Source organism: Nocardia grenadensis NBRC 108939 (assembly GCF_001613445.1).
In the GTDB taxonomy this organism is placed as follows: Bacteria; Actinomycetota; Actinomycetes; order Mycobacteriales; family Mycobacteriaceae; genus Nocardia; species Nocardia grenadensis.
On the sequence record NZ_BDCJ01000006.1, the window covers coordinates 1 to 26,131 of the forward strand.

22 protein-coding genes and 1 pseudogene are annotated in these 26,131 nt (G+C 68.6%); 16 read left to right on the plus strand and 7 right to left on the minus strand.

The window, feature by feature from the left end:
- The 7 genes from NGR01S_RS06880 to kstR form a co-directional block, all read right to left on the minus strand.
- Positions 1–497: enoyl-CoA hydratase/isomerase family protein (locus NGR01S_RS06880; protein WP_169811877.1), on the minus strand; the 497-nt coding region annotated here is incomplete at its 3' end.
- Between the two features lie 727 nt (positions 498–1,224).
- Entirely contained in the window at positions 1,225–2,394 is a 1,170-nt protein-coding gene (locus NGR01S_RS06885; RefSeq protein ID WP_063035355.1) for an acyl-CoA dehydrogenase family protein, read from the minus strand.
- Positions 2,395–2,475: 81 nt separating this feature from the next.
- Positions 2,476–3,342, minus strand: coding sequence for a metal ABC transporter permease (locus NGR01S_RS06890; RefSeq protein WP_063035356.1), 867 nt, complete (start codon positions 3,340–3,342; stop codon positions 2,476–2,478).
- Complete coding sequence (locus tag NGR01S_RS06895) at positions 3,343–4,317, minus strand: metal ABC transporter ATP-binding protein (protein ID WP_084480448.1); 975 nt, start codon at positions 4,315–4,317, stop codon at positions 3,343–3,345.
- Positions 4,318–4,344: 27 nt separating this feature from the next.
- The gene (locus NGR01S_RS06900) at positions 4,345–5,235 is read right to left on the minus strand and encodes a metal ABC transporter solute-binding protein, Zn/Mn family (protein WP_063035357.1); all 891 of its coding nucleotides are present in this window, start codon (positions 5,233–5,235) and stop codon (positions 4,345–4,347) included.
- A gap of 201 nt (positions 5,236–5,436) precedes the next feature.
- Positions 5,437–7,989 carry a trehalose-phosphatase gene (otsB, locus tag NGR01S_RS06905; RefSeq protein ID WP_063035358.1) on the minus strand — a complete coding sequence of 851 codons (2,553 nt, stop codon included), beginning with the start codon at positions 7,987–7,989 and terminating at the stop codon, positions 5,437–5,439.
- A gap of 299 nt (positions 7,990–8,288) precedes the next feature.
- Positions 8,289–8,933: a cholesterol catabolism transcriptional regulator KstR gene (kstR, locus tag NGR01S_RS06915; protein WP_063035360.1), complete on the minus strand. Its 645-nt coding sequence runs from the start codon at positions 8,931–8,933 to the stop codon at positions 8,289–8,291.
- 141 nt (positions 8,934–9,074) lie between these two features.
- Between kstR and NGR01S_RS06920 the strand changes: the two genes are divergently transcribed.
- The 16 genes and pseudogenes from NGR01S_RS06920 to NGR01S_RS07000 all read left to right on the plus strand — a co-directional run bounded on the left by NGR01S_RS06920 (position 9,075) and on the right by NGR01S_RS07000 (position 25,999).
- A complete protein-coding gene (locus tag NGR01S_RS06920) occupies positions 9,075–11,255 on the plus strand; it encodes an acyl-CoA dehydrogenase family protein (RefSeq protein WP_063035361.1) in 2,181 nt (726 codons plus the stop codon).
- A 27-nt stretch (positions 11,256–11,282) separates the two neighbouring features.
- The gene (locus NGR01S_RS06925) at positions 11,283–12,341 is read left to right on the plus strand and encodes an acyl-CoA dehydrogenase family protein (RefSeq protein ID WP_063035362.1); all 1,059 of its coding nucleotides are present in this window, start codon (positions 11,283–11,285) and stop codon (positions 12,339–12,341) included.
- A complete protein-coding gene (locus NGR01S_RS06930; protein WP_063035363.1) occupies positions 12,332–13,501 on the plus strand; it encodes an acyl-CoA dehydrogenase family protein in 1,170 nt (389 codons plus the stop codon). Before NGR01S_RS06925 ends, NGR01S_RS06930 begins: the two co-directional genes overlap by 10 nt.
- Before the next feature lie 68 nt (positions 13,502–13,569).
- Positions 13,570–14,508, plus strand: a complete 939-nt coding sequence (locus tag NGR01S_RS06935) for a bifunctional MaoC family dehydratase N-terminal/OB-fold nucleic acid binding domain-containing protein (RefSeq protein ID WP_063035364.1) — start codon at positions 13,570–13,572, stop codon at positions 14,506–14,508.
- On the plus strand, positions 14,505–14,930 hold the full coding sequence (locus tag NGR01S_RS06940) for a MaoC family dehydratase (protein WP_063035365.1): 426 nt from the start codon (positions 14,505–14,507) through the stop codon (positions 14,928–14,930). Before NGR01S_RS06935 ends, NGR01S_RS06940 begins: the two co-directional genes overlap by 4 nt.
- Before the next feature lie 48 nt (positions 14,931–14,978).
- The gene (locus NGR01S_RS06945; protein WP_063035366.1) at positions 14,979–16,172 is read left to right on the plus strand and encodes a lipid-transfer protein; all 1,194 of its coding nucleotides are present in this window, start codon (positions 14,979–14,981) and stop codon (positions 16,170–16,172) included.
- Between the two features lie 284 nt (positions 16,173–16,456).
- Complete coding sequence (locus tag NGR01S_RS06950) at positions 16,457–17,530, plus strand: DUF4129 domain-containing protein (RefSeq protein ID WP_218020743.1); 1,074 nt, start codon at positions 16,457–16,459, stop codon at positions 17,528–17,530.
- Entirely contained in the window at positions 17,527–18,021 is a 495-nt protein-coding gene (locus tag NGR01S_RS06955; RefSeq protein ID WP_063035367.1) for a hypothetical protein, read from the plus strand. The genes NGR01S_RS06950 and NGR01S_RS06955 overlap by 4 nt, the downstream gene beginning before the upstream one ends.
- 28 nt (positions 18,022–18,049) lie before the next feature.
- A complete protein-coding gene (locus NGR01S_RS06960) occupies positions 18,050–19,012 on the plus strand; it encodes an AAA family ATPase (protein WP_063035368.1) in 963 nt (320 codons plus the stop codon).
- Complete coding sequence (locus NGR01S_RS06965; RefSeq protein ID WP_063035369.1) at positions 19,009–20,283, plus strand: DUF58 domain-containing protein; 1,275 nt, start codon at positions 19,009–19,011, stop codon at positions 20,281–20,283. The genes NGR01S_RS06960 and NGR01S_RS06965 overlap by 4 nt, the downstream gene beginning before the upstream one ends.
- Positions 20,280–20,768, plus strand: a complete 489-nt coding sequence (locus tag NGR01S_RS06970) for a hypothetical protein (RefSeq protein ID WP_063035370.1) — start codon at positions 20,280–20,282, stop codon at positions 20,766–20,768. Before NGR01S_RS06965 ends, NGR01S_RS06970 begins: the two co-directional genes overlap by 4 nt.
- Positions 20,769–20,833: 65 nt before the next feature.
- Positions 20,834–22,420 (plus strand): annotated as a pseudogene (locus NGR01S_RS06980) (FAD-dependent monooxygenase); the annotation flags it as partial.
- 339 nt (positions 22,421–22,759) lie between these two features.
- Positions 22,760–23,953: a hypothetical protein gene (locus NGR01S_RS06985; protein WP_157107155.1), complete on the plus strand. Its 1,194-nt coding sequence runs from the start codon at positions 22,760–22,762 to the stop codon at positions 23,951–23,953.
- Positions 23,954–24,125: 172 nt separating this feature from the next.
- Positions 24,126–25,067, plus strand: a complete 942-nt coding sequence (locus tag NGR01S_RS06990) for a MerR family transcriptional regulator (RefSeq protein WP_063035373.1) — start codon at positions 24,126–24,128, stop codon at positions 25,065–25,067.
- A 306-nt stretch (positions 25,068–25,373) separates the two neighbouring features.
- Entirely contained in the window at positions 25,374–25,583 is a 210-nt protein-coding gene (locus NGR01S_RS06995; RefSeq protein ID WP_063035374.1) for a type II toxin-antitoxin system VapB family antitoxin, read from the plus strand.
- Positions 25,580–25,999: a PIN domain nuclease gene (locus tag NGR01S_RS07000; RefSeq protein ID WP_063035375.1), complete on the plus strand. Its 420-nt coding sequence runs from the start codon at positions 25,580–25,582 to the stop codon at positions 25,997–25,999. The genes NGR01S_RS06995 and NGR01S_RS07000 overlap by 4 nt, the downstream gene beginning before the upstream one ends.
- The last annotated feature ends 132 nt before the right edge of the window (positions 26,000–26,131 follow it).

The following is a 26,131-nucleotide window of genomic DNA, read 5'->3' on the forward strand; positions in this document are numbered from 1 at the left end:
AAACCCATGGCCCGGGCCTCCGCCCCGTCGAAGGTACGGCCGGTGAGCAGGATATCGGCGGCATTGGCCAGCCCGGCCAGCCGTGGCAGCGTCCAGTGCGCGTAGCCGTCCGCGAGGACCCCGCGCCGGACCTGGCTCAGCGCGTAGACCGCGTCGTCGGCCATGTAGCGCAGATCGCACTGCAGCGCCAGCGCCAGCCCGGCACCCACCGCGTGCCCGTTGACCGCCGCGATCACCGGTTTACGCACCCGGAACGGCGGCGGATCGATACTCGCGCTCACCTCGCCCACCCGGTCCGACAGGTCGGCGCCCGCACAGAAAGCGGGCGGGGTACCGGTGATCACCACGACTCGGATGGCGTCCTCGCTGTCACACCGTTTCAACGCGGCCCCCAGGGCCTCGGTCATAGCAGGGTTGAACGCGTTCTGTTTCGCCGGCCGATTCAACGTGAGGACGGCGATGCCCGCTGAGACATCGACGAGCAATTCCGAACTCATGGCTCGGATGGTAGCCGGGTTTATGGCGCCGGGGCGCGCGCGGGGGTTGGGGATGTAGGCCGGTTCGGGGAGGCGGGGGATGTGGGTTTGCCGGCGGAGTGGCTGTGTTTCGGCGCGCCGGTTGAAGATGTGGATTGATTCGCGAAGGCGGGGGACGTGGGTTTGTTTGGTTGAGGTGCTGTGTTTTGGCGCGCCGGCTGAGGCTGTGGGCTGATTCGCGAAGGCGGGGGACGTGGGCCTGCTCGCGAAGGTGGGGGATGTGGGCCTGCTCGTGAAGGTGCTGTGTTTTCGGCGCGCTGGCGCGCGCGGGGTCGAGGCCCCCTTGGTCTCGCCGTTTTGGCCTCGGGACTCGAGTCTTCGGCTCATGCGATGTGCGGTGGGCCGTCCATAGAGAGCGACCGTTGAGCACCTTCGGCCAAGGGGCGAGACGGGCCGCAACCCTTCGAGGTGTCTCGCAACACTCGACGCACGTGGGTTACGTCGGCATCCGATGTCCGTGTCGGATGCCGACTCGACCGCCCGGCCGACCTGGCATCTGATCACTTCCACGAATAGCAGCGCCTGCTCGGTGCCGAGTCTTACCAGGCCCTGAAAGGGGCGAGGCCCGTCCCGCCGTTCAGGCCTCGAAAGCGCATGAGCCGAAGGCTCGAGTCTCGAGGCCTGAACGGCGGGACCTTCGGGGGCCTCGACCCCGCGGCGCCGAAGGCGCCGCCAATAAACACAGCAGTTACCGCAGAACTTTGCGGCCGATGGCGTATTTGTGGACCTCGGTGGGCCCGTCGTAGAGGCGGAAGGGGCGCATATCGCGGAAGATCATCTCGACCACCGTCTCGTCGCTGACGCCGATACCGCCCAGGATCTGGACGCAGCGGTCGGCGACCTTGAACAGTTCCTCGGAGACGAATGATTTGGCCATCGAGCTCTCGTGGCGGGCCTTCTCGCCCTGGTCCATGAGCCAGCAGGTGTGCCAGATGGTCAGCCGGCACTGATGCAGCGCGATCTCGTTGTCGGCGATCATGAACGAGACGCCCTGGTGTTCGCCGAGGGTCTTGCCGAAGGCGGTACGGGTTTTGGCGTGGTCGATGGCGATGCTCTGGGCGCGTTCGGCGGCGCCGAGCCAGCGCATGCAGTGGGTGAGGCGGGCGGGGGCCAGGCGCAGCTGGGCGTAGCGCAGGGCTTGGCCCGCCTCGCCGAGCAGTGCTGATTTCGGGAGGGTGAGGTTGTCGAAGCGGACCACACAGTGCCCGGCCACATAGTTGCGGTCCATGGTGTTCATGGTGCGTTCGATGACGATGCCCGGCCGGTCGCCGTCGGTGAGGAAGAGGGTGGGGCCGGCGGGTAGGTGGGGGTTGTCGCCGAGCAGCGCCATGATGATCCAGGTTTTCGCGCCGTTGGCGCCGGTGATCAGCCATTTCCGGCCCTCGATGACGAAATTCTCGCCGTCGAAGGTGGCGGTGGTGGCGAGCTGGCCGGGGTCGGAGCCGGCGCCGTCGGGTTCGGTCATGGCGAACACCGAGCGCTGGTGGCCGTCGATGACCGGCCGGAGGTAGCGCTCGGTCTGTTCCGGGTTCGCGATCTTGGAGAGCAGGAACATATTGCCCTCGTCGGGAGCGGCGCAGTTCATGGCGACCGGGCCCAGGGTCGACCAGCCGGCGGCTTCGTAGAGTACGGCCTGTTCCACGTGGGTGAGGCCGCGGCCGCCGAGCGCGGTGGAGGCCTGGATGGTCAGCAGGTTCTCGGCGCGGGCGAGTTCCACGAGTTCCTGGCGGAGTTCGTCGGTGGGGCCGTGCGAGGTGAGCCGTGGGTCGCGCTCGTAGGGCACGATCTTGTCTGCGACGAATGCGCGGACCCGGTCACGTTCGGTGGCGAGCTCGGCGGGAATCGTGAAGTCGATCATGTGGTCACCTTCGTCCGGGGCGTTGAAGGACGAGCATACGAAACTTTGCCACCCGGACTGAAGGCACCTGCCCGCAGCTACTCAGCGGACCCGGGCGACCTGTCGTTGCCGCACCCCGATCACCCGGCAGACCAGGTAGATCACGAACGAGATCGTGGTGACGAAGGTGGAGACCGGCGCCCCCGGCGCCAGCGACAGCAGGATGCCGCCCACCGCGGAGATCTCGGCGAAGACGACCGCCAGTACGGTGGCCCGCACCGGGTCGGCGGTGAGCTGTGCCGCTGCGGCCGCCGGGGTGATGAGCAGTGCGAGCACCAGCAGGGCACCGACGATCTGGACACCGAAAGCCGCCGTGATCCCGAGCATCACCGCGAACAGGATGGACAGCGCCCGCACCGGCACACCCCGGGCCACCGCGACCTCGGGATCGGTGCTGGCGAACAGCAGCGGCCGGTACACCACGGCCAGTACGGCGAGCACCGCGGCGGTGCAGGTGGCCAGCAGCGTCAGGCCACCGAAACCTACGCTCACCACCTGTCCGGTCAGCAGCGAGAATTTCGATCCCGCGCGTTCGGGACCGAGCCACAGGAAAAGCACCGACAGGCCGAGGCCGAATGACAGCACCACCGCGATCACCGAATCGCGCTCTCTGGCCCGGGTGCCGAGCACCCCGAACAGCACGGCCGCCACCACCGACCCGGCGATCGCCCCGAGCCCGACGCCCGCGCCCACCAGCAGCGCGGCGGCCGCACCGGTCAGCGAGAGCTCGCTGGTGCCGTGTACCGCGAACGACATCTGCCGGCTGATGATCAGCGGGCCGATCACCCCGGCGAGCAGCCCGAGCAGGGCCGCCGCGACCACGGCCTGCTGTACGAAGTCGTAGCCGAGCAGGTGCGCGGTGGTCTGGATATCGAAGATCTCGCCCAGCATCTCGGAGAGCTTGTCCATCTATCCGTTCGCCTGTCCCGCTCGCTGGGTGAGTTCGGCCAGGGGGTCACCGGCGTGCGGGGTCCCCGGCTCCCCGTGACAGTGCGCGCCGGCCGTGCCGAGGGCGTCCATGGTGTCGCCGGTGCCGACCACGACCAGCCTGCCCCGGACGCGCAGCACATCGACCTCGGTCTGGTAGAGCTCGGAGAGGACCGCGGAGGTCATGACCTCGTCCGGGGTGCCGATCCGGAACTTCCCGCCGACCAGGTAGAGGACGCGGTCCACCAGCGGCAGGATCGGGTTGATCTCGTGGGTGACGAAAAGCACCGATGTGCCGTGGTGGCGGCGGCGGGCGTCGATCAGCCCGGAGACCAGCTGTTGGCTGGCCAGGTCGAGGCTCAGCAGTGGTTCGTCGCAGAGCAGCACCGAGGGATCGCCGACCAGTGCCTGCGCCACCCGCAACCGCTGCTGTTCGCCGCCGGACATGCTCTCCAGCGGGGCCTCGGCGAACCTCTCCGCACCGACATCGGCGATCGCGGCGGCGACCTTGCGCCGGCGCTCGGCGCGTGCCCGCAGACCCAGCCCCCAGCGGTGGCCGTCCACGCCGAGACCGACCAGGTCGACACCGCGTAACTGCACGCCCGCGTCGATGGTTCGCTGCTGCGGTATGTAACCGATATCCGGGTGGCCGGCGCGCGGCGCGGCACCGGCGATCCGGGCGCTGCCCGAGCTCAGGGCCAGTTGGCCGAGCAGCACCCGGAGCAGCGACGTCTTTCCGGAGCCGTTGGGTCCGAGCACGGCGATGAACTCGCCCCGGGCGATGCTGAGGTCCAGTTCCCGCCACAGGACGCGGTCGCCGAATGCCAGTGTGGCCCCTTCGAGCCGTACGGCGGGCTCTGGCGCGGGCCGAGCGGAGTCGTCGAAGCGCTCGGCCGCGACACTGCCGTCACCGGCCGTCGTGGCACGGTGCGCTGTCGAGGCGATATCGCTGCTCATATCGATCCATCCGTTCCTCGGGTGCCGTCAGCCGATGGCGTCGGCGAGCGCCTGGGCGTTCTGCGTCTGCCACGTTACGAAATCCGTTCCGGACGGCAGGGTTTCGGTCACCTCCACCACCGGTATGCCGGCGGTGACGGCGGCATCGCGCAGCTCCCGGCCCACCTTGTCCTCGGTCTGCACGTTGTAGACCAGGACCGCGACCTGCTTGCCGGTGATCAGGTCACGGGTGGCGGCGACCGCCGCGGGCGACGGATCGGTTTCCTGCTCGATCGCCTCCTGGTAGTCCCGGGGCGTCCGGTCGACGGTACCGGCATCCTGGAGCAGGTAGTACGCCAGCGGTTCGGTTTGCAGGACCGGGGTGCCGGGGTGATCGGCGGCGATCGCGTCGGTACTCGCGCCGACCTGTTCCAGCCGGTCGGCGAGCTGCGCCGCCCGGTCGGTGTAGTCCTGGGCGTGCGCGGGATCGATCTCGGCGAGTTGTTCGCCGATCTGTCCGGCGACCAGCGCGACGGTTTCCATGTCGTACCAGACGTGCTCGTTCGAATCGTCCCGGATCGCCTCGTCCCGGGCTGCGACCGCCTCGACGGTGCGCTTGTCGCGGCCCTCGATCGCCTTCGCAATGAACTCGTCGTAGTGGCCGCCGTTGTACACGACCAGATCGGCATCGCTGAGTTGCGCGGATTCCGATGCCGAGGTTTCGTGCGAATGCGGATCGGCGGTGGGGTCGGAAATGATGGCGGAGACGTCGGCATCGGGTCCCGCGACGGTGCTCGCGATATCGGCCCAGACATTGGTCGAGGCGATTACCGACGGTTTACCGGAATCGGAGCCGGCCCCGCCGCAGGCGGTGAGCGCCGCGGTCGTCGCCACCCCCACGGCGATGATCAGAGCGCTACGGGCATAGTGAGGTGACACGGCAAGTACCTACCAGGGTTAATGGAAATCGTTTCCGTTTTACTTTAGCAGCCCTGGTGAGGAGCTCTGAACCGACCGCCCAGTTCCAACAGTTCCCGGCGCGCGGTCATTCCGGGCCGCGGGCGCCGATCCACCCGCCGGAAAGCGTTGGGACGGCGGGCGCTCCGCGGCCCGCCGTCCTCGCTCACCGAGCGGCCGACTCTATTTCCCGAGCAACTGCGCGCAACGCAGCAGGCCCAGGTGGCTGTATGCCTGGGGATGGTTGCCCAGGGACCGTTCGGCGACCGGGTCGTATTCCTCGCTGAGCAGCCCGGTGGGTCCGGCCACATCCACCAGCTGCGCGAACAGCGCTTCGGCGTCGGACCGTTTGCCGATCAGCAGGTAGGCCTCCACCAGCCAGGCGGCGCACAGGTGGAACCCGCCCTCGCCGCCGGGCAGACCGTCGTCGTGGTGGTAGCGGTACACCGTGGATCCACTACGCAGTTCGGCCTCGGTGGCCACCACCGTCGCGGCGAACCGCGGGTCGGTGGGATCGATCAGGCCGCTGAGTCCGATGTGCAGGGTCGCCGCGTCGAGATCGGTGCCGTCGTAGGCGGCGGTGTAGGACTGCACTTCGTCGTTCCAGCCCTTGGCCTTGACCTCCGCGGCGATGGTTTCGCGCAGCGGCGCCCAGTCGCTGTCGACGGTCCGGTCGAACTTCTCCGCCAGGGTCAGCGCCCGGTCGATCGTGAGCCAGCCCATCACCTTCGAGTAGACGTGGTGGCGGGGGTTGCCGCGGATCTCCCAGATGCCGTGGTCGGGTTCGGTCCAGCGGCGCTGCACCGCCGAGACCATGGCGTGCACGAGTTCCCAGTCGGCGTCGGGCAGTACCTTGCGCGGATCGGTGGTGCCCTGCTTCTCCCGGGCGTGGGCCAGGCTGGTGATGAGGTCCACGATCGGGCCGAAGACGTCCAGCTGGACCTGCATATTGGCCGCGTTGCCGACCCGCACCGGCCGGGATCCGGCGTAGCCGGGCAGCTGATCGATCACGGCCTCCGGCGGCAGGGTTTCGCCGTAGATGGTGTACAGCGGGTGCAGGCGTTCGGGGCCGGGCAGGGTCTCCAGCACCCGGTGCACCCATTCCAGATACTGTTCGGCCTCGCCCAGGGAACCCAGCGAGACCAGCGCGCTCGCGGTCAGCGCGGCATCGCGCAGCCAGCAGTAGCGGTAGTCCCAGTTGCGAACGCCGCCGATATCCTCCGGCAGCGAGGTGGTGGCCGCGGCCAGGATCGATCCGGACGGGGCGTGCACCAGCCCGCGCAGGGTGAGCGCGGACCGTTTCATCAGATCGGGTTTGAGGGCGGGCAGGTCCAGGGTCGCCGCCCATTCCTTCCAGTACAGTTCGGCGATCCGCCGCCGTTCGCCCTCCCCGGTGGCGGCGGGGGTGAGATCGTGTGTGCCGCAACGCAGTTCCAGGACGATGGGACTGTCGGACGGGTCCACGATCGCGGTGGCCGTATCGTGTGCGCCGTCGCTGTGGATCTGCCACTGCACCCCGGGGGCGCGCAGTACGACCGGATCGTTGGTGCCCCAGACCCGCAGGCCGTCGGTTTCCACCTGGATGGACACCGGAACCTGGCCGAACTCCGGACGCGGGGCGAAGCTGATCTCAGCGGGAGCAGTACCGGTGATCACCCGGGTGAGATCGGTGCGGTCGGGGTCCACGTCATGCGGAAGATAGTCGGTGACCTGCAGTTTCGCCCAGCGGGTCTCGACGGTCATGGTGCCGTCGACGTACCGCTGGGACAGCGGCAGGCCCGGTCGCTGCGGGGTGATGGAGAAGTGCCCGGCGTCCATACCGCCCAGCAGATGGGCGAAGACGGCGGCCGAATCCGGTTCCGGGTGGCAGAACCAGGTGACGGTGGCGTCGGGGGTGACCAGGGCGACCGAACGCGGACTGGCCATCATGGTCAGCCGTTCGATCCGGGGCGCGCTGGCGCCGGCCAGCCAGGTGCGGCGTTCCTCGAGCAGGAATGCCAGCGCGTGCGAGACCGCTTCGGTGCTGTCGACCCGGTATTTGGCCAGCGATTCGCCCTCGCCGACCTTGATACCGATATCGGGTCCGCTCAGCGCGCGGAACGCTTTCTCATCGGTGACGTCGTCGCCGAAGAACACCGCCGCCGAGGCGCTTTCCTGGTGGCGGACCGTGCTGAGGGCCGAACCCTTGTCGGTCGGCACCACAGCCAGTTCGATCACGGCCTTACCCTCGGTGACCTGCACACCGACCCAGCAGGCCGGACCCTGGCGGGCCTGGCCGAGGGCGCGGCGGCCGATCTCGGGGGTGGCGTTGCGCACATGTAGCGCGACGCTGGCGGGTTTGGTCTCCACCGTGACGCCCGGATGGTCAGCGGCGATCTTGTTGAGGGCGGTCACCACTTCCCGTAGCAACTGCCTGGCGTCACTGTCGATGGCGTGTACGAAACCCACGTCGAATTCCGAGCCGTGGCTGCCGATCAGTTGCACTTCGACCGGTAGCCGGGAGAGGGCGGCGAGGTCACGCAGCGCTCTGCCGGATATGACCGCGGCCGTGGTGCCGGACAGCCCGGCCAGCGCGCGTAATGCCCGCACGGATTCCCCGTGCGGGTACGCCTTGGCCGGATCGGAGACAATGGGAGCGAGTGTCCCGTCGTAGTCCGATGCGACGAGCAGTCGAGGGACGCGTGCGACCGTCGACAGCGCTCGGCGGAGTTCCAGTGGCAGATCCTGTGCGCTCACACATCCAACCTATTGATCGGAGTTTTCGTTAAGAGGGGGCGCGCATGACAATACTGTGTCACGTCCGCTGATCCGATTCGGCGGGAAGTGTGGGCGGGTGCCCCCGGCTCGACGTGCGAGCGGAGGCGCGCCCGGTGGCGGCCGGCGCGGAATCCGAGGGCCGAGCTCACCGGCGCCGGTGGTGGATTGCGAGGTTTTTCCGGCTCGCGCGACACCGCAGCGAACGCCTGATCACCCCCGCGTCCCACCGGGTCGACGAGCAGTCGGCCGCCCGGTCGGCGGGCGCGGTGGCGCAGGCCTCAGGAGCGTTGACCGAGTAGGAGATCCACGGTCAGTTCGAGCCGTTCGGAGACATCGGTCGCGGAGGCGCGGCGGGTGAGCCAGGCGACCAGGTTCGACAGCCACACATCGCTGATGACCCGGGCGATGGCGAGCTGGCGATCGGTGGGTTCGCCGTCGTTCATGGCCCGGGCGAAGACCCGGTCCATGACCTTGCCGACCCGGTCCACCTCGGCGGCGGCCGAGGCGTCGGCGAACATGAACGCGCGGGTCATGGCCTCGGTGAGTAGTGGGTCGCGCTGCATCATCCGGGTGATCTGGGAGAGCAGTACATGCATCCGCTCCTGTGGCGACTGACCCGCCAGCGGTTTGCGCTTGCCCTCGAACTGCTCGAACTCCCGGGCCAGTGCCGAAACCAGCAGGTGCACCTTGGAGGGGAAATACCGGTACAGGGTGCCGACCGCGACATCGGCGCGTTCGGCGACCGCGCGCATCTGCACCGCGTCGTAGCCGCCCTTGGAGGCGAGCGCGAGGGTGGCGTCCAGGATCCGCTTGCGGCGTTCCCGCTGCGCGGCCGAGCTCAGTTCGTCCTCCCGCAGCGTGGTGACGGGGGCGGCTGTCGCCGCACCCGGATCGCCGGGCTGGGAACGGGAGGGGCTGGCCATGGAGGGGACTTCCTTTCCGTGACGTGTCGCGGACGTCAGCGCGTGCGGCAATGCGGTGGGCGCTTCTCTTGACTTCCGCCCACCGTGGATATTAGAACATGTTCTAGGTGTGGGAGTCACGCCGGAAAGGCGGTATGGACTGTGACCATCGCCACCACTGACGAGCATAAAGCCGTTCAGCAGTCGATGAGCGGGTGGGCAGCGGCGGCCCAACCGATTGCAACAATGCGGGCCGACGCGACCGACTTCTGGCGTACATATTGGGCAACGCTGACCGATCTCGGAATCTTCCGGGTGGCGGTGGCCGAGGAGGCGGGCGGCGCGGGCGGATCGGTCTCCGATCTGGCCGTATTCATCGAACAGGCAGCACACGACATGGTCGGCGGCCCGCTGCTGACCACCGCGGTCGCCGGGCTGGTGACCGCCGGGCGGCTGCCGGAGGAGCAGCCCTGCGGGATCGCGCTGGACACGGTCGCCGGGGACGAGACCGCGCCCGAAGCCGGCCGGACGGTACCGGTCTTCGACGCTGCCGGAACGCTCAGCGGTAGCTGGGAATCGGTGCTCGGCGCCGCGCCCGGGACCGCGGTGCTGCTGCCGGTGGACACCGCGGACGGCCGGCGCTGGTGCCTGCTCGGCCCGGATACGCCCGGACTGCAGCTCGAGGCCCTGGAACCGCTCGACCTGACCACGCCGCTGGCCCGGGTCCGCTGCACCGAGGTCCGGGTCGAACCGGACGCGGTGTTCACCCCCGGCTACGCGGTGGAAGACCTGCTGGTCGCGCTGGTCGTGGCCGAGCTCGCCGGCGTGACCGGCTGGTGCCTGACGACAGCGGTCGACTACGCGAAGGTTCGCGAGCAGTTCGGGCGGCAGATCGGGTCGTTCCAGGCGATCAAACATATCTGCGCGTGGATGCTGTGCCGCACCGAACTCATCCGGTCGGTGGCCGCCGACGCGGCCGCCGCGGTGGATTCCGGCGGCGCCGAACTACCGATCGCGGCCGCGATCGCCGCCGCCATCAGCCTGGATGCCGCCGTGGAGACCGCGAAGGACTGCATCCAGGTACTCGGCGGGATCGGCTTCACCTGGGAACACGACGCCCACCTGTACCTGCGTCGGGCGACCGCGCTGCGCCAGCTGCTGGGCGGCGCGTCGCACTGGCGGGCCCGCGTCACCGAGCTGACCCGGGGCGGTAAACGCCGTACCACCGGTGCCGACCGGGTCTTCGCCGATGCGGCGCTGGCCGGCGGTGAGACCGAAACCGAGGTGGCCACCGACGAACTCGCCGCCGAGGTCGCGCGGATCGCCGCGCTGCCGGCCCCGCAGCAGCGCGGAGCACTGGCCGACGCGGGGCTGATCATGCCGCACTGGCCGCAGCCCTACGGTCGCGGTGCCGACCCGATGACCGGGTTGGTGATCTCGGAGGAGCTGCGCCGGGCCGGGCTGACCGTTCCCGACCTCACCATCGGCGGCTGGGCGATCCCGACCCTGCTGCAGCATGGCACCCCCGAGCAGATCGAACGGTTCGCCTGGCCGACCCTGCACGGTGAAGTGGTGTGGTGCCAGCTGTTCAGCGAACCGGGGGCCGGTTCGGATCTGGCCGCCCTGCGCACCACCGCCGAACGCACCGAGGGCGGCTGGGTGCTGGGCGGCCAGAAGGTGTGGACCTCGCTGGCCAAGGAAGCGAATTGGGCCATCTGCCTGGCGCGCACCGACGTGAGCGCGCCCAAGCACAAGGGCATCAGCTATTTCCTGGTCGATATGCGCAGTGCCGGGATCGATATCAGGCCGCTGGTGCAGATCACCGGTGAGGCCCGGTTCAGCGAGGTCTTCCTGGACGGGGTCTTCGTTCCCGACGACTGCGTGGTCGGCGCGCTGGGCAACGGCTGGAAGATCGCCCGTTCCACGCTGTCGGCCGAACGGGTCGCCATGAGCGGTAACGGGATCGGACCGGCACTCGAGGAGCTGATCGCCAAACTTCCGGCGACCGGACGCGGATCGGAGCTGCTGAACGACCGGCTGGGCGGTTTCGTCGCCGACGCCATCGCCGGGCTGTTGCTGGAACAGCGCGCGGCGGTCCGGATCCTGGCCGGGGCCGACCCCGGCGCGCAGAGCAGTGTGCGCAAACTCGTGGGCGTGCGGCACCGGCAGGCGGTCGCCGAGTTCGCCGTCGAGGTGGCCGGCCCGGCCGGGGCGCGGGTCACCGAGGACACGTCGGAATTCCTGCTCACCCGCTGCCTGTCGATCGCGGGGGGCACCGAGCAGATCCTGTTGACCGTGGCAGCCGAGCGGATTCTCGGACTACCCCGCGACGCGGCCGGCTAACACAGTGCAACGACTGGAGAGCAGAACGTGGACTTCACCCGAGACGAGGCTCAAGAGGCGGTGGCCGAGGTCGTCGTCGGACTACTGGAGCGGGAGGCGGCGCGCGACGCCGGACTCTGGCCCAAGATAGCGGCTACCGGCCTGCTGTCGGTAGCGCTACCGGAACGGTTCGGTGGCGATGACATGGGTATCGACGCCGTATCGGTGCTGTTGACCGAACTGGCCACCGATGCCGTGGCTGCACCGGCGCTGCCCACCCTGGGGTTCGGCGTGCTGCCGCTGCTGGAGGCGGCGCCCGAGGCGGTGGCCGCTGAGGTGTTCCCTGCGGTCGCCGAGGGCGCGGTGCTGACCGCCGCCATCAGTGAACCCGGCGCGCCCCTGACCATCGAGCCCACCACCAAGGCCGAAGTGACCGGCGACAAGGTGCGGATCACCGGGTACAAGGTGGCCGTGCCGTGCGCCGACCAGGCGCGCTGGCTGCTGGTGACCACGGATTCCGGGGTCGCGGTGGTCGATTCGGACGCTCCGGGTCTGTTGCTGACCCCCTCGGCCGTATCCGGCGAACTCGCCGAATTCTCGGTGAGACTGGACGGAGTCGAGGTGTCCGCCGACCGGTTGCTGCCGGACACGGGCCCGCGGCTGCACCGGTTCGCGCTCGCTGCCATCGGCGCGGCGGCCGACGGTTTGCTCGCGGGCGCGGTGAAATCGACCGCCGCCCATGTGGGCACCCGGCAGCAGTTCAACCGGCCACTCGCCGAATTCCAGGCAGTGGCCCAGCAGATCGCCGACCTCTATGTGGTGTCCCGCACGCTGCATGTGGCCGCGGTCTCGGCGAACTGGGCTCTCGGACAGGATGATTCGAGCCCGGAGCGGCAGCAGCGGATCGACGACGATCTGAATGTGCTCGCCTACACTGTGGCCGCGGAACTTCCGCGTGCCATGCAGAAATGTCACCACCTGCACGGCGGGATCGGAGTGGATGTCACCCACTCGATGCATCGCTACTACTCACAGTCCAAGGACCTCGCCCGCTGGCTGGGCGGCGCCGCGCTGCGGCTCGAACGATTGGGGGCAGGGTGTTCGTAGATCTGACCAGCGAACAGCGCAAACTACGTGACGACCTGCGCGCCTACTTCGCCGACCTCGTCACGCCGGAGGAGTCCGCAGCCATGGCGGTCAACCGGCACGGCGACGCCTACCGCGAGGTGGTGCGCCGGATGGGCCGCGACGGCTGGCTGGGTGTCGGCTGGCCCAAGGAGTACGGCGGCCAGGGTTTCGGCCCGGTCGAACAGCAGATCTTCTTCAACGAGGCATCCCGGGCCGATGTCCCGCTGCCGCTGGTCACTCTGCTGACCGTCGGTCCGACGCTGCAGCAGTTCGGCACGCGGGAGCAGAAGGAGAAGTTCCTGCCCGGCATCCTCGCCGGGGATATCCATTTCGCCATCGGATACTCCGAACCGGAGGCCGGTACCGATCTCGCGGCATTGCGCACCAGCGCCTCCCGCGACGAGGCGGGCGACTGGATCGTCAACGGTCAGAAGATCTTCACCACCGGCGCGCACGAGGCCGACTACATCTGGCTGGCCTGCCGCACCGGCCCGGTGGCCGACCGGCACCGAGCGATCACCATCCTGATCGCGGATACTAAGGATCCGGGCTATTCCTGGACCCCGATCATCACCGCCGATGGTGCCCATCACACCAACGCCACCTACTTCGACGGCGTCAAGGTTCCGGCGAACATGCTGGTCGGCGAGGAGAACAAGGGCTGGCGCCTGATCACCACCCAGCTCAATCACGAGCGGGTGAGTCTGGGACCGTCGGGCAAGATCGAGCAGCTCTACGACCGGGTCCGCGATTGGGCGCGGCCGCGCGGCGTACTCGACGATCCCGACGCGCGCGCGTCGCTCGGGCGCATCCACGCCATGACCCGGCTCAACGAGCTGCTGAACTGGCAGGTCGCGGCCACCGCCGACGATCCGAACATCGATCCGTCGCAGGTCATCGCGGACGCGTCGGCGACCAAGATCTTCTCGACCGAATCGCTGCAGGAGGCGGGTCGGCTGGCCGAGGAGCTCATCGGCCGGTTCGGCGACCCGGCCGACCCCGCGACCGCCGAGCTGATGAACTGGCTCGACCGGCGGACGAAGCAGAACCTGGTGGTGACCTTCGGCGGCGGCGTCAACGAGGTGATGCGCGAACTCGTCGCCTCCGCCGGCCTGAAACTGCCGCGCGTACCCCGCTGATTCGATGAGCCCGGCCGCGGCCGGCCGGCGGAGGCACCCTCTCGAACCACCCGACCCTAAGGAGCAGCGTGCCGGACACAAGTACCCCGGAAGCGATCATCGCCGCCGCGGAGCGGATCAAGGCGGCCGGGGCCAGCGCGCCGCGGCCCGGCCGCGACCCGGTGAACCAGCCGATGATCAACAACTGGGTGGAGGCGCTGGGCGACAGCAACCCCGTCTATGTCGACGAGGCGGCCGCGAAGGCCGCCGGTTTCGACGGGATCGTGGCCCCGCCCGCCATGGCCCAGGTCTGGACCATGCTGGGGCTGGGTGGTCGCCGCCCGTCCGATGATCCGATGGAGGCAACCAACGCGCTGCTCGACTCCGCCGGGTACACCTCGGTGGTCGGTACCAACTGTGAGCAGATCTACCACCGCTACCTGCGGCCCGGTGAAGAGGTGAGCATCACCAGCGCGCTGGACAGCATCAAGGGCCCGAAACGTACCGGGCTGGGCGAGGGGTTCTTCCTGACCTACCGCACCAGCTGGCACGTCGGGGACGAACTCGTCACCGAGATGCTGTTCCGCATCCTGAAGTTCGCCCCGGGTGCGGCCGCCGCCCCGGAACCGGCGCCGGCCGAACGGGTGCGGCCGCTGGTCTCCCACGACACCGAATTCTTCTGGGAGGGTACGAAGGCCGGCGAGCTGCGGATCCAGAAGCTTCCCGACGGGAGCCTGCGGCACCCTCCGATCCCGGCCATCTGGCAGGACAAGACCGAACCGGTCGATTACGTGGTGTCCTCCGGTAAGGGCACGGTGTTCAGCTACGTCGTGCACCACGCGCCCAAGGTGCCGGGGCGGGAGCTGCCGTTCGTGGTCGCGCTGGTGGAACTCGACGAGGGGGTGCGGATGCTGGGTGAACTGCGCGGTGTCGAACCCGATCAGGTCGAGGTCGGGCTGGCGGTCGTGGCCGGTTTCGAGAAGCTCGACGACGATACGGTGCTGCCGTTCTGGAAGGTGACCGCATGACCGCCACATTCGATCCGGGCACGGTCCGGGTCGGGACCGAACTGCCCGAACTGTCGATCCACGCCGATCCGACCTTCGTCATCAGCACCGCGCTGGCCACCCGCGACTTCCAGGACGTGCACCACGATCGGGACAAGGCGATCGAACGCGGCTCGAAGGATATCTTCGTCAATATCCTCACCGATACCGGCCTGGTGCAGCGGTTCGTGACCGACTGGTCGGGGCCGAGCACGGTCGTGAAATCCATCGCGCTGCGGCTCGGGGTGCCGCTGTACGCGTACGACACCCTGACCCTCACCGGCAAGGTCGTCGAACTCGACGGCGAGGACGTCCGGCTGGAGGTCGTCGGCAAGGACAGTCTGGGCGATCACATCGTCGCGACGGTGGTCGCGACCGTACCGGGTGCCGGAGGCGTGGCGTGAGCGCAGCCACCACGCACAGTCCCATCCAGCCCGCGGAATGAGGAACGCATGAGTACTTCGCAACACCCCCTGTCCGGCCGGGCCGCCATCGCCGGGATCGGCGCCACCGATTTCTCCAAGGAATCCGGCCGCAGCGAACTGCGGCTGGCCGCCGAGGCGGTGACCGCGGCCCTGGCCGACGCCGGGCTCACCCCGGCCGATGTCGACGGTCTGACCACCTTCACGATGGATACCAACCTGCAGGTCGCGGTCGCGCGGGCGGTCGGCATTCCGCAGTTGACGTTCTTCAGCCATATCGGGTACGGCGGCGGCGCGGCCTGTGCGACCGTGCAGCAGGCGGCGATGGCCGTGGCGACCGGAGTCGCCGATGTGGTCGTGGCGTACCGGGCGTTCAACGAACGGTCGGTGTCCCGGTTCGGGCAGTTCTCCACCTCGCTGGCGGCGGCGCCCACCTCCTCCGGTATCGACGCCGGCTGGTCCTATCCGCACGGTCTCGGCACGCCCGCCGCGCAGGTGGCGATGGTCGCCCGGCGGTACATGCACGTCTACGGCGCGACCTCGGCCGATTTCGGCCGGGTCGCGGTAGCCGACCGCAGACACGCGGCGGTGAACCCGAACGCGTTCTTCTACAACAAGCCGATAACCCTGGAAGATCACCAGAATTCGCGTTGGATCGCCGAACCGCTGCATCTGCTGGACTGCTGTCAGGAATCCGACGGCGGCGTGGCGATCGTGGTGACCAGTGTGGAGCGGGCGCGGGACCTGCCGAATCCGGCCGCCGTGATCACCGCCGCGGCGCAGGGCAGCGGCGCCGACCAGTACGTGATGACGAGCTACTACCGCGACGCCTTGACCGGGCTACCGGAGATGGGCCTGGTCGGCGACCAGTTGTGGGAGCAGAGCGGTTTGCGGCCCGCCGATATGCAGGCCGCAATTCTGTACGACCACTTCACCCCGTTCGTCCTCATGCAGTTGGAGGAACTCGGTTTCTGCCCGCGCGGTGAAGCCAAGGATTTCATTGCCGACGGGGCTATCGAAATCGGCGGAAAACTCCCGATCAATACCCACGGCGGGCAGTTGGGGGAGGCGTATATCCACGGCATGAACGGCATCGCCGAGGGCGTGCGCCAGTTGCGGGGGATCTCGGTGAATCAAGTCGACGAGGTGGAGAACGTCCTGGTCACCGCGGGGACCGGGGTGCCGACCTCGGGTTTGGTGCTGAGCGCGGACCGGGCTGCCTGACCGGCCCGGCGCCGGTTTCGCTGTCTACCGCGATAGACAACCACCGCGCCGTGTCCGGGCGCGGCGCGGCGTCCGTTCGACGTTCGAGCTCAGCGGCGGATTCGGACATCGGAATCGGCCACCGTGTCTTCGCCGAGGTTGTGAGTATTCACAGCGGGGAACAAGATATAACTGTCGATCCCGCAATGGGCGGTACGTTTGCCGGCAAGGGCTGATAAACGTGAAAAACTCGTCATTTCATATTGCCGATTCACTCCCGGGCCGGCCGCCCGGCATGTAAGCATGTGGCTGTTCTTGGCAGTAAGCAGGTTCGAGGTATCGGGTTGGCCGGGTCGCGGGCGCTGATCGCGCGCATTGTGGCGGTGTTCGCGCTGTTGTTCTGCGCTGTCATCGCGCTGCGCGGACATATCCCGGGCATGCCGGACAGCAGCGGTTCGGCGGGCGGCCCGCCCTCGGCTCTCACCGTGGCGCTGATGCCGGTACTGCTCACCGTCTCGATCGTGGTGCTGCTGGCCGGGGTGATCGCCTCCCAGCATCGGCTTCCGCTGGCTTTGCCCGACTTCGATTCCGATACCGAGTCGCACTGGCGGCTTGGCCGCGTCGGCTTGGCCGTGCTGTTCCTACTGGCCCTCGTCGGTGTCCTCGCGGCGATCGTGTTCGCCGTCTACTTCATCGGGTTCCAGCGCGTCGCCGAACCGGTTCCGGCCGCCCCGCCCGGTGCCCCCGCCCCGCAGCATCCCGCGACGCCGCCCGGGACCGAGGCGGACCAGCCGATCCTGACCGGCACCGGATTGTTCCTGGCCACGGCGGCCGCGAGCACCCTGGTGGCGGTGGCCGTGACCGGTCTGGTCGTCGTCACCGTGAACACGCAGCGGCGCGAACATGCCGACGAACCCGACGACGAGTCGCCGGCCGCCGGGGACCTGCCCACCACCGATACCGAGACCCTGGTCAAAGCCGCCGAGATGGGGTTGGCCGCCATGAACGCGGCCGGTCAGGACCCGCGCGCCGCGATCATCGCCTGTTATCTGGCGATGGAACGCGGCCTGGTCTACGCGCGGGGTCTGGCCCCGCTGGCCTCCGACACACCCATGGAAGTGCTGGCGCGCGCCTTCGAACACGGGGCCCTGCACGAGGCGTCGGCCCGGGAACTGGTCGCGCTGTTCGAGGAGGCACGGTTCAGCCCCCATTCCATGCTGTCCTGGCAGCGGATGCGGGCCGAACAGCTGTTGCGCGTAGCGCTCTCCGACCTGCAGAGCACCCCGGATCCGGCCGTATCAGCCGCCCTGGATCCCGGCGGCTATCCGCCCGCCCTACCACCGCATACCGGTGTGCCGAGTGGGGTGGGACCGAGATGAGCAGACCCTGGATCGTGGTGGCCGCGATCGTCGCGGTCGTGGGTCTCGAGGTGGTCGCGTGCCTGCGGGCCCGGGAATTCGTACTGATCGCGGCCGGGGTGCCGGTCGCGATCGCGCTGTGCTGCTTCGTCTGGGTGCTGCTGCGCCCGGAGAAGAAGGAAAAGGAACTGGCCGACGAGATGGAGAACGGGCCCGCCGAAATGCTGCGCCACTGGCATGCCCGAGCCGTTATGCTCGTCGACCGCGCCGACGGCAGCCGCGCCGACTGGGATCGGCATCTGCGGCCGCTGCTGGCCAAGGAGTTCCAACTGTCCGCCGGTCTGCGGGTCAGCAAGAACCGGCGGGCGCTGGAAAGTGCCGGGATCCATCTCTTCGGCGCCGAACTGTGGCGCTGGGTGGATCCGGCCGATTCGGCGCTGCGTGACCAGAACACGCCCGCGCCGGGCCGCGCGGCTCTGGACGAGATCCTGAGCCGCCTTCAGAGAATGTGAAACGGGTCGACCCATTGCGAGAAAACACATGACGATGCCCTTGGACGCGACCGTCCAACGCACCGAGGCCGTGCTCCGGGAGGTTTCCCGGGTGGTGGTCGGCAAACGCGAAGAGCTCCAGCTCATCATGATCGCGATCCTGTCCGGCGGGCATGTGCTCATCGAGGATCTGCCCGGACTGGGCAAAACACTGATCGCGCGGTCGTTCGCGGCCGCCCTCGGCCTGGACTTCACCCGGGTGCAGTTCACCCCCGACCTGCTGCCCGCGGACCTGCTCGGCTCCACGATCTACGACATGTCCACCGGCCGTTTCACGTTCCGCCGCGGCCCGGTGTTCACGCATATGCTGCTCGCCGACGAGGTGAACCGCACCCCGCCGAAAACCCAGGCGGCGCTGCTGGAGGCGATGGCCGAGGGGCAGGTCAGCATCGACGGTGAGACCTTCCCGCTGCCCCAGCCGTTCATCGTGCTCGCCACCGACAATCCCATCGAATACGAGGGCACCTACCCGCTGCCCGAAGCACAGCTGGACCGGTTCGCCATCCAGTTGCGCCTGGGCTACCTGTCCGAGCAGGACGAGACCCAGATGATCCGCCGCCGGCTCGAACGCGGCGCGGTGCCGCCGCAGGTGGGCCAGGTGGTCGATGCCAAAGGCCTGCTGGAGATGCGGCACTCGGTGGAGTTCGTCTCGGTCCACCCGGACGTGGTGGGCTATGTGGTCGCGCTGGCGAGCGCTACCCGGGCCCACGCGCAGGTCGAGGTCGGCGCGAGTCCCCGCTCGGAACTGGATCTCGTGCAGATGGCCCGCGCCCGGGCCTTGCTGAACGGTCGTGACTTCGTGGTCCCCGAAGATGTGAAGGCCCTCGCGATCCCGGCCATGGCGCACCGGATCACGCTGCGGCCGGAGATGTGGGTGCGGCGCATCCGAGGCGAGGATGTGATCAGCGAACTGCTGCGCCGCCTGCCCGTTCCCCGCGCCGCCACGCCATGAGACATCGCGACGCCAGTGCCACGGTGGAGGCCCGCCTGCGCTGGCGTCCCGCCCCGCTCACCTACCTGCTCGCCATCGCCTCGGCCGTCGCGCTGCTGGTCGCGGTGGTGGCGGGCAGCTGGCAGCTGGTGGTATTTGCCTCGCCCATGCTCGGTGTGCTGGCCAGTGCGCCCTGGCAGGTGTCGCGTACCCGGATCCAGGTGGACGGCGGCGGTACCCAACGGTGTTTCGAGAACGAGGAGGTCACGGTCACAATCGCCGCCTTCGTCGATCAGGGGCAGGCGCTGCTGCGCTGTAAACCGGTCGTGGTCGACGGGATGACGGTGACGGTGGAGGAGTCCGCGGATTCCGGGGTGGCCCCGGCCGGGCTCCGGATGACCGTCTCGGCGGCGCGGTGGGGTCGGTACCCGATAGAAGTACGGGTCAAGGCGTTGAGCCCGGCCGGGATGGCACTGGCCACGGCGACCCTGCCCGCCGGGGAGATCTATGTCTACCCGATCACCGATCCGCAGCGGATGCGGTTGCCGCGCACCGAACTTCCCGAACGGCTCGGCGTACACCTCACCCGCCGGCACGGACCGGGCGTGGAGTACGCCGATATCCGCGCCTACGCCCCCGGTGACCAATTGCGCATCGTGAACTGGGCGGTGAGCGCCCGCCGCGGCCGTCTGTACGTAACCGAACGCCTGACCAACCGTTCCGCCGACGTCGTCGTCCTGGTGGACACCTCCCAGCAGGCACCCGGGCCCGCCAGCGACGCGCTGGAACTGTCGGTGCGTGGAGCGGCGCAGGTGGTGCAGTCCACACTGCAGGCCGGCGACCGCACCGCTGTGGTCTGCCTGGGGCAGTCGCCGCGCTGGCTGCGTCCCGATATCGGCCGCCGGCAGTTCTATCGCATCGTCGACACCGTGCTCGACGTCGGCGACGAATACATCTCCACCACCGGCACGCTGGCGCCCTACGCCGCGGTCCCGCTCGGCGCGATCATCGTCGCCTTCACCACCCTGCTGGACACCCAGTTCGCTCTCGCGCTGATCGACCTACGCAAACGCGGACATGTGGTGGTGGCGGTGGATGTGTTGCGCGGCAGCCCGTTCGCCGGCGATCTGGACCCCACCATGGAGAAGATGTGGCAGCTCGAACGGATGTCGATGTACCGCGATATGAGCACGGTCGGCGTGGATATCGTCCCGTGGGCCGCTGACACCCGCCTCGACCAGACCATGCGCCTGCTGCCGCGGCACCGCCGGATGACCAGGCTGCGCCGGTGATCAAATTCCTGGCGCATCTGTCCGGCACGCTGCTGGTGCTGCTGGTCGCCCTGATCCAGCCGTGGGCGGCCCCGGCCGCGATCGTGCTGGTGGTGGTCGGCTGGTGGTGGCGCTGGGCGGCGGTCGGCGCGGTCCTGCTGGTGATCGGGGTGCTCGCATTTTCCGATACCGGCCTGGTCGCGGCGGCCGCGGCCGGGCTGGTGGCGACCGCCTATCTGCTGAACATCGCGACCGTCACCGCACCGCGCGGTGTCGTCCCGACCACCCTCCCGTCGGTGACGGGCGCGGTCCTGTGGACCGCGGCGGCGGGCGGAGCGGCCCTGCTGCCGGTCGAACTGGAATGGGCGCCGGTGGTCGCTCCCGTGCTGGTGATCCTGCTGTCGTCGATCCTCACGTACAGCATCACCGCGACGCGTCGGCGGCCGCCGACGGCGCAGCCCGGGGCGAACGCCAAGAATACGTCGACTACGCACGCGGATTCGTGAAGTGGACTCGACCCCGCCCCTTTCAAGATATAGCCGACCCGGGGACTTGCGGCAAGGCCCGGGTGGTGCCGCATACTCGCCGGCCGAGCCCACAAGCGTGGGACAGGAAGGGTTTGCGAGGTGCGAGTGCAGTCGTCGGCGAACGGGCACGGGGAGCCAACCACGGGGCGGCGGCCGGAGGTGGAGGCCGAGGTCGTCATCGTGGGCGCGGGCCCGACCGGCCTGCTGCTGGCCGCCGAACTGAGTCTGGCGGGGGTGCGGCCGCTGCTCCTGGAGAAGTACCCACAGCCCAGGACCACGCAGAAGGCCCAGGGCCTGGGTGGGCAGATCCTGCAGATGCTGCACTATCGCGGGCTGCTGGAGCGGGTCGAAGCGGCCGTGACCTCCCCCGCCCCGCCGCCGCGCTACTGCTCACCGAGCGGGTGGGCGAGCTCGGTGCGGATATCCGCCGCGGCCACGAGGTGGTCGGGGTGCGTCAGGATGACACCTCGGTGACGGCGGAGGTGTCCGGTCCGGATGGTCCGTACCGGATCACCGCGCGCTACCTCGTCGGCTGCGACGGCGGGCGCAGCCGTATCCGGGAGATGGCCGGTATCGCTTTCACCGGCAGCACCTATCCCGAGGTGAACCGGGTGTGCCAGGTCACCGTGCCGGATTCGGTGACCCGCCTCGACAACGGCGACCTCGACGTTCCGGGCATGGGCCGGATCACCACCGGTTTCACCCGCACCGCACATGGTGCCTTCGGATACGGGGCACCGACCCCGGACATGCTGATGTTCTCGACCACCGAGGACGAGTCCACCGATATCACCGACGACGAGCCGATGACCCTCGCCGAATTCCGGGACAGTGTGCGCCGGGTGCTCGGCACGGAGATCCCATTGGGCGAACCGCTGCGGTTGGCGCGCTCCACCTTCAAGGATCGCCACGCCGAGACCTACCGCGCCGGCCGGATCCTGGTGGCGGGCGACGCCGCCCACCTGCTACCCGCGACCGGGTCGGGGCTCAATACCGGCCTGCTCGACGCGGTGAACCTCGGCTGGAAACTCGCCGCCGATATCCACGGCTGGGCCCCACCCGGACTGATCGACAGCTACCACGCGGAACGTCATTACGCGGGGGCTCGTGCCCTGCGGCAGACCCGCGCCCAGGTGGCGTTGCGGCGCGGACTCGACCCGGCCGCGGACGCGCTGCGGGAAGTGGTCCAGGAACTGCTCGGTGACGAGCAGTCCGCCCGCCGGATCGCCGGTTTCATCGCGGGAACCGATGTGCGTTACGACCTACCCAACCCGAACAACCATCCGTTGACCGGAACGTTCGCCCCGGACCTCGCCTTGTCCAGTGATACCGGGGAGACCACCGTCGCCGACCTCCTGCACTCCGCACGACCGATCCTGCTGGATCTCGCCAACCGAGCCGAGATACGCGAGGTCGCCCGAGGGTGGCAGGACCGCGTCGATATCCGGACAGTCTCCACCGACGAGCGTCCGGCCGACGCGCTACTGATCCGCCCGGACGCACACATCGCCTGGGCCGCGGCCGTCGGCGAACCGGCCGATATCGCGGCAGACGGACTTCATGCGGCGCTGACCGGCTGGTTCGGTGCGTCGAGTCGGTCGCCCGCACTCGCCGCGGAGCACGGCGCCTGATAGGTAGGGGGTCTACCTCCCACCGATCGCATACCGGCGGGCGGAGAAAGTGACCCACCACTCGATATCACTCCACCGAGTGCGGTTTCGGGCCAGGAGAACGTCGATGTCGGATAAATGGCTTCCGGGGTCGATGGTGAGTATCTTGACGACGGGGTGCGGATCACCCCGGTCGCCTTCCATGGTCACCCATCGGTCGGCCGGCGCGCTGTGCTTCCAGTCCAACAGGCCGGCAGTGATTCACCTCCCTGGGGCCTGGTCACCGCATGGTGGCATGTCAGGCGGCGAATACCGCGGATCGACCGGTACCTGTCGGACCTCTGCTGTTCAATGCGTGGTGTGGGCACTGTGGACTTCGCGCGGGTCGTAGCGGAATTCGGTGCCGGCTCCGCGCTGCTCGTCGAACCGGGGACCGCCGCCGCCGCGCACGTCCCCGCCCATTGGGCCCAGATCGCCGGCGCCCGCGACCCGCGCGTCCGGAGCGCCGCGGCGGTGGCACTGTGGAACCTCGACATGTTCGAGCTGGTGCCCCGGTTCGGAGCCGTGCTGGCCGAATGCCTCGACGATGTGCGGGTCTGTCTGCTGCGTGGTGACTGGGTGTTGCTGTATGCGCTGCGAAAACCGTTCCAGCCGCACGAGTTCCGTATCGGCTGGGATCCGGCGACCTTCGGCGCCGATGTGCCGCGCTACTGGGACGTGCTGCCGGAACCGCTGCGGGTTTTCCTCGGTATGGTCCATGCCGGATTCACCGACCTCGACGGCATCTCCTTCGGCCCCACCCGCCCGCGCGATATGCAGACCTACGACGAGCTCGGCCTGGCCGAATCGGTGCGGAACTGGGATACCGGCGAACGGATCCCGGGCGATCGGGCGATGTTGATCGCCGAAGGTCTGGGCGATACCAAATACTTCGCCTCCCCGGATCTGCCCGGTGACACGGTCGGCTGGGAGTACGGCGGCGATATGGAACGGCCCATGGACTTCGGCCGCACCCTCGACGACCTGATGGGCTACGGTTTCGACCTGGAACGCGACCTCCCACCCGAACCTGCCGAGCCCGTCACTCCGGACGAACTGCGGCAGCGGGTCGCCGCCCTGTCGACCGTGCGAGCGGCACGAGCGGTCGTATGGAACCGCGAACTCACCGAGGACGCCGCCCGCGCCCGCATCCGCGAGATCCTCGCGGAACTGCTCGACGCGCTCGGCGGCGAGCTCGGCGCCCGCCCCCAGGACGGCCCGGACGGAGAGACGATCCTGCCGTGCGACGACGACGCCGGAAACGTCTATCAGCTCGATCGGCTCGAAGCCCGCTATTTCCTCGATCCGCCGCCACCGGACCGGCCGCAGGCCTATCTGCCGTTGATCCTGCGGATCTGGGAGCGACTGGGCTGGGAGGTCGCCACCTCCGCGGGGGTCGACGGTATCTCCGGCGAGGCGCGGACTCCGGACCGGTATGAGCTCACGCTTTCCTGTCGCGACGACGACACGCTACGTCTGGCGGTGGCGTCGCCGGCCTTCCACCGGACTCTCTGACCTCGGGAAACCCGATGCTGTGCCTGTCCGCAGCGTCTGTGGGTTCACCAGTTCGTCGTCATCGTCGTACCGGCGGTGGACGATCGCGATACAAATCATCCCGGGGCTCTCGTGATTCGCGTCCGGGAATTGTCTTGTGTCTCCACCCGGGGGAGACAGCAGTCTGGTGTCCATGGACGACGAGACGCACTACTCGATCGGGGCCCTGGCCGAAAGGACCGGACTCTCGGTGAAAACGATCCGGTTCTACGCCGATCGGGGAATCGTCCCGCCGACCGCCCACAGCCCGGCCGGTTACCGGCTCTACGACACCCACGCGCTGGCCTGCCTGGAACTGGTCCGCACTTTGCGCGCGCTCGATATCGACCTCGCGACAGTGCGGGCGATCCTGGCCCACGAGACCTCCCTGAGCGAGGTGGCGGCCGCGCACGCGGACGCCCTGGAGGTGCAGATCCGCACGCTGCGACTCCGGCGTGCGGTATTGCGAGCGGTGGCCGACCGGGAATCGAATCCGCAGGAGATGGAACTGATGCACGAACTGGTCAACCTGTCCGCAGCCGAACGGCGCCGCCTCGTCCACGATTTCGTCGACGGAACCTTCGGTACGGTCGATGCGAACCCCGCTGTCGTGGAATTGTTGCGATCGACGATGCCGGACCTACCAGCCGAGCCCACCACCGAACAGGTCGCGGCATGGATGGACCTGGTGGCACTGGTGCGGGACGAGACCTTCCGCGCCGCGGTACGCCGGATGGCCGAATACCAGGCGAAGGAACGAGCCGCGGGCGACGACACCGGCCTGCACCACGAGCTGACGGAGGTCGTGCGCGACGAGGTGACCGGGGCGCTGGAAGCGGGTATCGACCCGGGCTCGGCTGCGGCCCTCCCGATAGTCGATCGGCTGGCCGGGCGCTATACCGAGACCTTCGGCAGGCCGGACGACGACGCACTCCGAGGCTGGATCCTGGAAAGGCTGGAGGTGGCCGACGATCCCCGGGTCGCCCGGTACTGGCAGTTGGTGTCCACGGTCAACGGGTGGCCGTCACCGCCGGATCTGGGGCCGGTGTTCGCTTGGTTCGCCTGTGCGCTTCGCGGATCTGTGCGGCCGGATTGAGTGCGCCGCGGCCGTGGCGGCCGTGCGCAGAACCTCGCGTTGTCCGAATTCGGTTGCGTGGGGGCCGGTGATGTGAGGCCCTTTCGGAGCGTCGTGTTCGCGATGCCGCGAGGCCGTCGGGTCCCGCCGCCGGCGTCGCCGTGTTCACCCGGTGCAGCCATGGACGCCGGTGCATGGTCCGCAATATTCCGTCGCGGTGGGAGCGGTCGAGGTCGGGCTGTGGCGGAGGGCTGGAAATGCGCGCGGTCCCACTGTCGGACATTGTGTATATTTGGCTTGAATATCAAGTATATATAAGGGGTAGGTGTGTCGAAACTGCTGATCGAAGTTGATGACGAAGCGCTGGCGGAAGCGCAGCGTCTGTTGGGAACGGGAACCAAGAAAGATACGGTTAATGCGGCATTGATCGAGGTCTCCCGGCGGCTCAAGCGGGTCCAGGCCCTCAATGCGCTCGGTGAGATGGCGGAGCGGGGAGATTTCGACATCCTGCTCGACAAGGACGCCTACCGTCCATGATCAGCTACCTGATCGACACATCGGCTGTGGTCCGGGTGCTGCGTGACCCAGGAGTCCGCAAGACCTGGCACGAAGCGCTCACCGCCGGAGTGATCGCGATCTGCGACCCCGTGGAACTGGAACTCCTTTTCACGGCGCGATCGCTGGCCGACCGATTGCGCAAGAAAGAGCTTCTCACCGAGCTATTCGGCTGGGTGGTGACCCCGGACAATGTGTGGAAGCGCGCTCATCATGTACAGCAATTACTCACCGAACGGGGGAGTCATCGCAGCGCAGGTGTGGCCGACCTGGCAATTGCGGCAACAGCGGAGGCGAACAGGCTCACGATGCTGCACTACGACCGCGACTTCGATACGGTCGCCGCGGTGACCGGTCAGCCCACTCAGTGGATCGCTGCACCCGGAACGATCAGCTGACGCCCGGAGAAGCCTGTCGATGCGCGGGGAGAGACAGTCGGGATTCGCCGGGTGTGCCGCCAGATGATCTTCGGCCGGCCGCTCCGGCTGCCCCGTCGCGCCTCCCGAAACCTGCGCGACCACCGCACTAGC

What these genes read in the sequence shown, in the direction of transcription:
- NGR01S_RS06885 (WP_063035355.1), bottom strand. Translation starts at nt 2,394, where the DNA reads ATGATCGACTTCACGATTCCCGCCGAGCTCGCCACCGAACGTGACCGG.
- NGR01S_RS06890 (WP_063035356.1), bottom strand. Translation starts at nt 3,342, where the DNA reads ATGGACAAGCTCTCCGAGATGCTGGGCGAGATCTTCGATATCCAGACC.
- NGR01S_RS06895 (WP_084480448.1), bottom strand. Translation starts at nt 4,317, where the DNA reads ATGAGCAGCGATATCGCCTCGACAGCGCACCGTGCCACGACGGCCGGT.
- kstR (WP_063035360.1), bottom strand. Translation starts at nt 8,933, where the DNA reads ATGGCCAGCCCCTCCCGTTCCCAGCCCGGCGATCCGGGTGCGGCGACA.
- NGR01S_RS06940 (WP_063035365.1), top strand. Translation starts at nt 14,505, where the DNA reads ATGACCGCCACATTCGATCCGGGCACGGTCCGGGTCGGGACCGAACTG.
- NGR01S_RS06945 (WP_063035366.1), top strand. Translation starts at nt 14,979, where the DNA reads ATGAGTACTTCGCAACACCCCCTGTCCGGCCGGGCCGCCATCGCCGGG.
- NGR01S_RS06955 (WP_063035367.1), top strand. Translation starts at nt 17,527, where the DNA reads ATGAGCAGACCCTGGATCGTGGTGGCCGCGATCGTCGCGGTCGTGGGT.
- NGR01S_RS06960 (WP_063035368.1), top strand. Translation starts at nt 18,050, where the DNA reads ATGACGATGCCCTTGGACGCGACCGTCCAACGCACCGAGGCCGTGCTC.
- NGR01S_RS06965 (WP_063035369.1), top strand. Translation starts at nt 19,009, where the DNA reads ATGAGACATCGCGACGCCAGTGCCACGGTGGAGGCCCGCCTGCGCTGG.
- NGR01S_RS06990 (WP_063035373.1), top strand. Translation starts at nt 24,126, where the DNA reads ATGGACGACGAGACGCACTACTCGATCGGGGCCCTGGCCGAAAGGACC.
- NGR01S_RS07000 (WP_063035375.1), top strand. Translation starts at nt 25,580, where the DNA reads ATGATCAGCTACCTGATCGACACATCGGCTGTGGTCCGGGTGCTGCGT.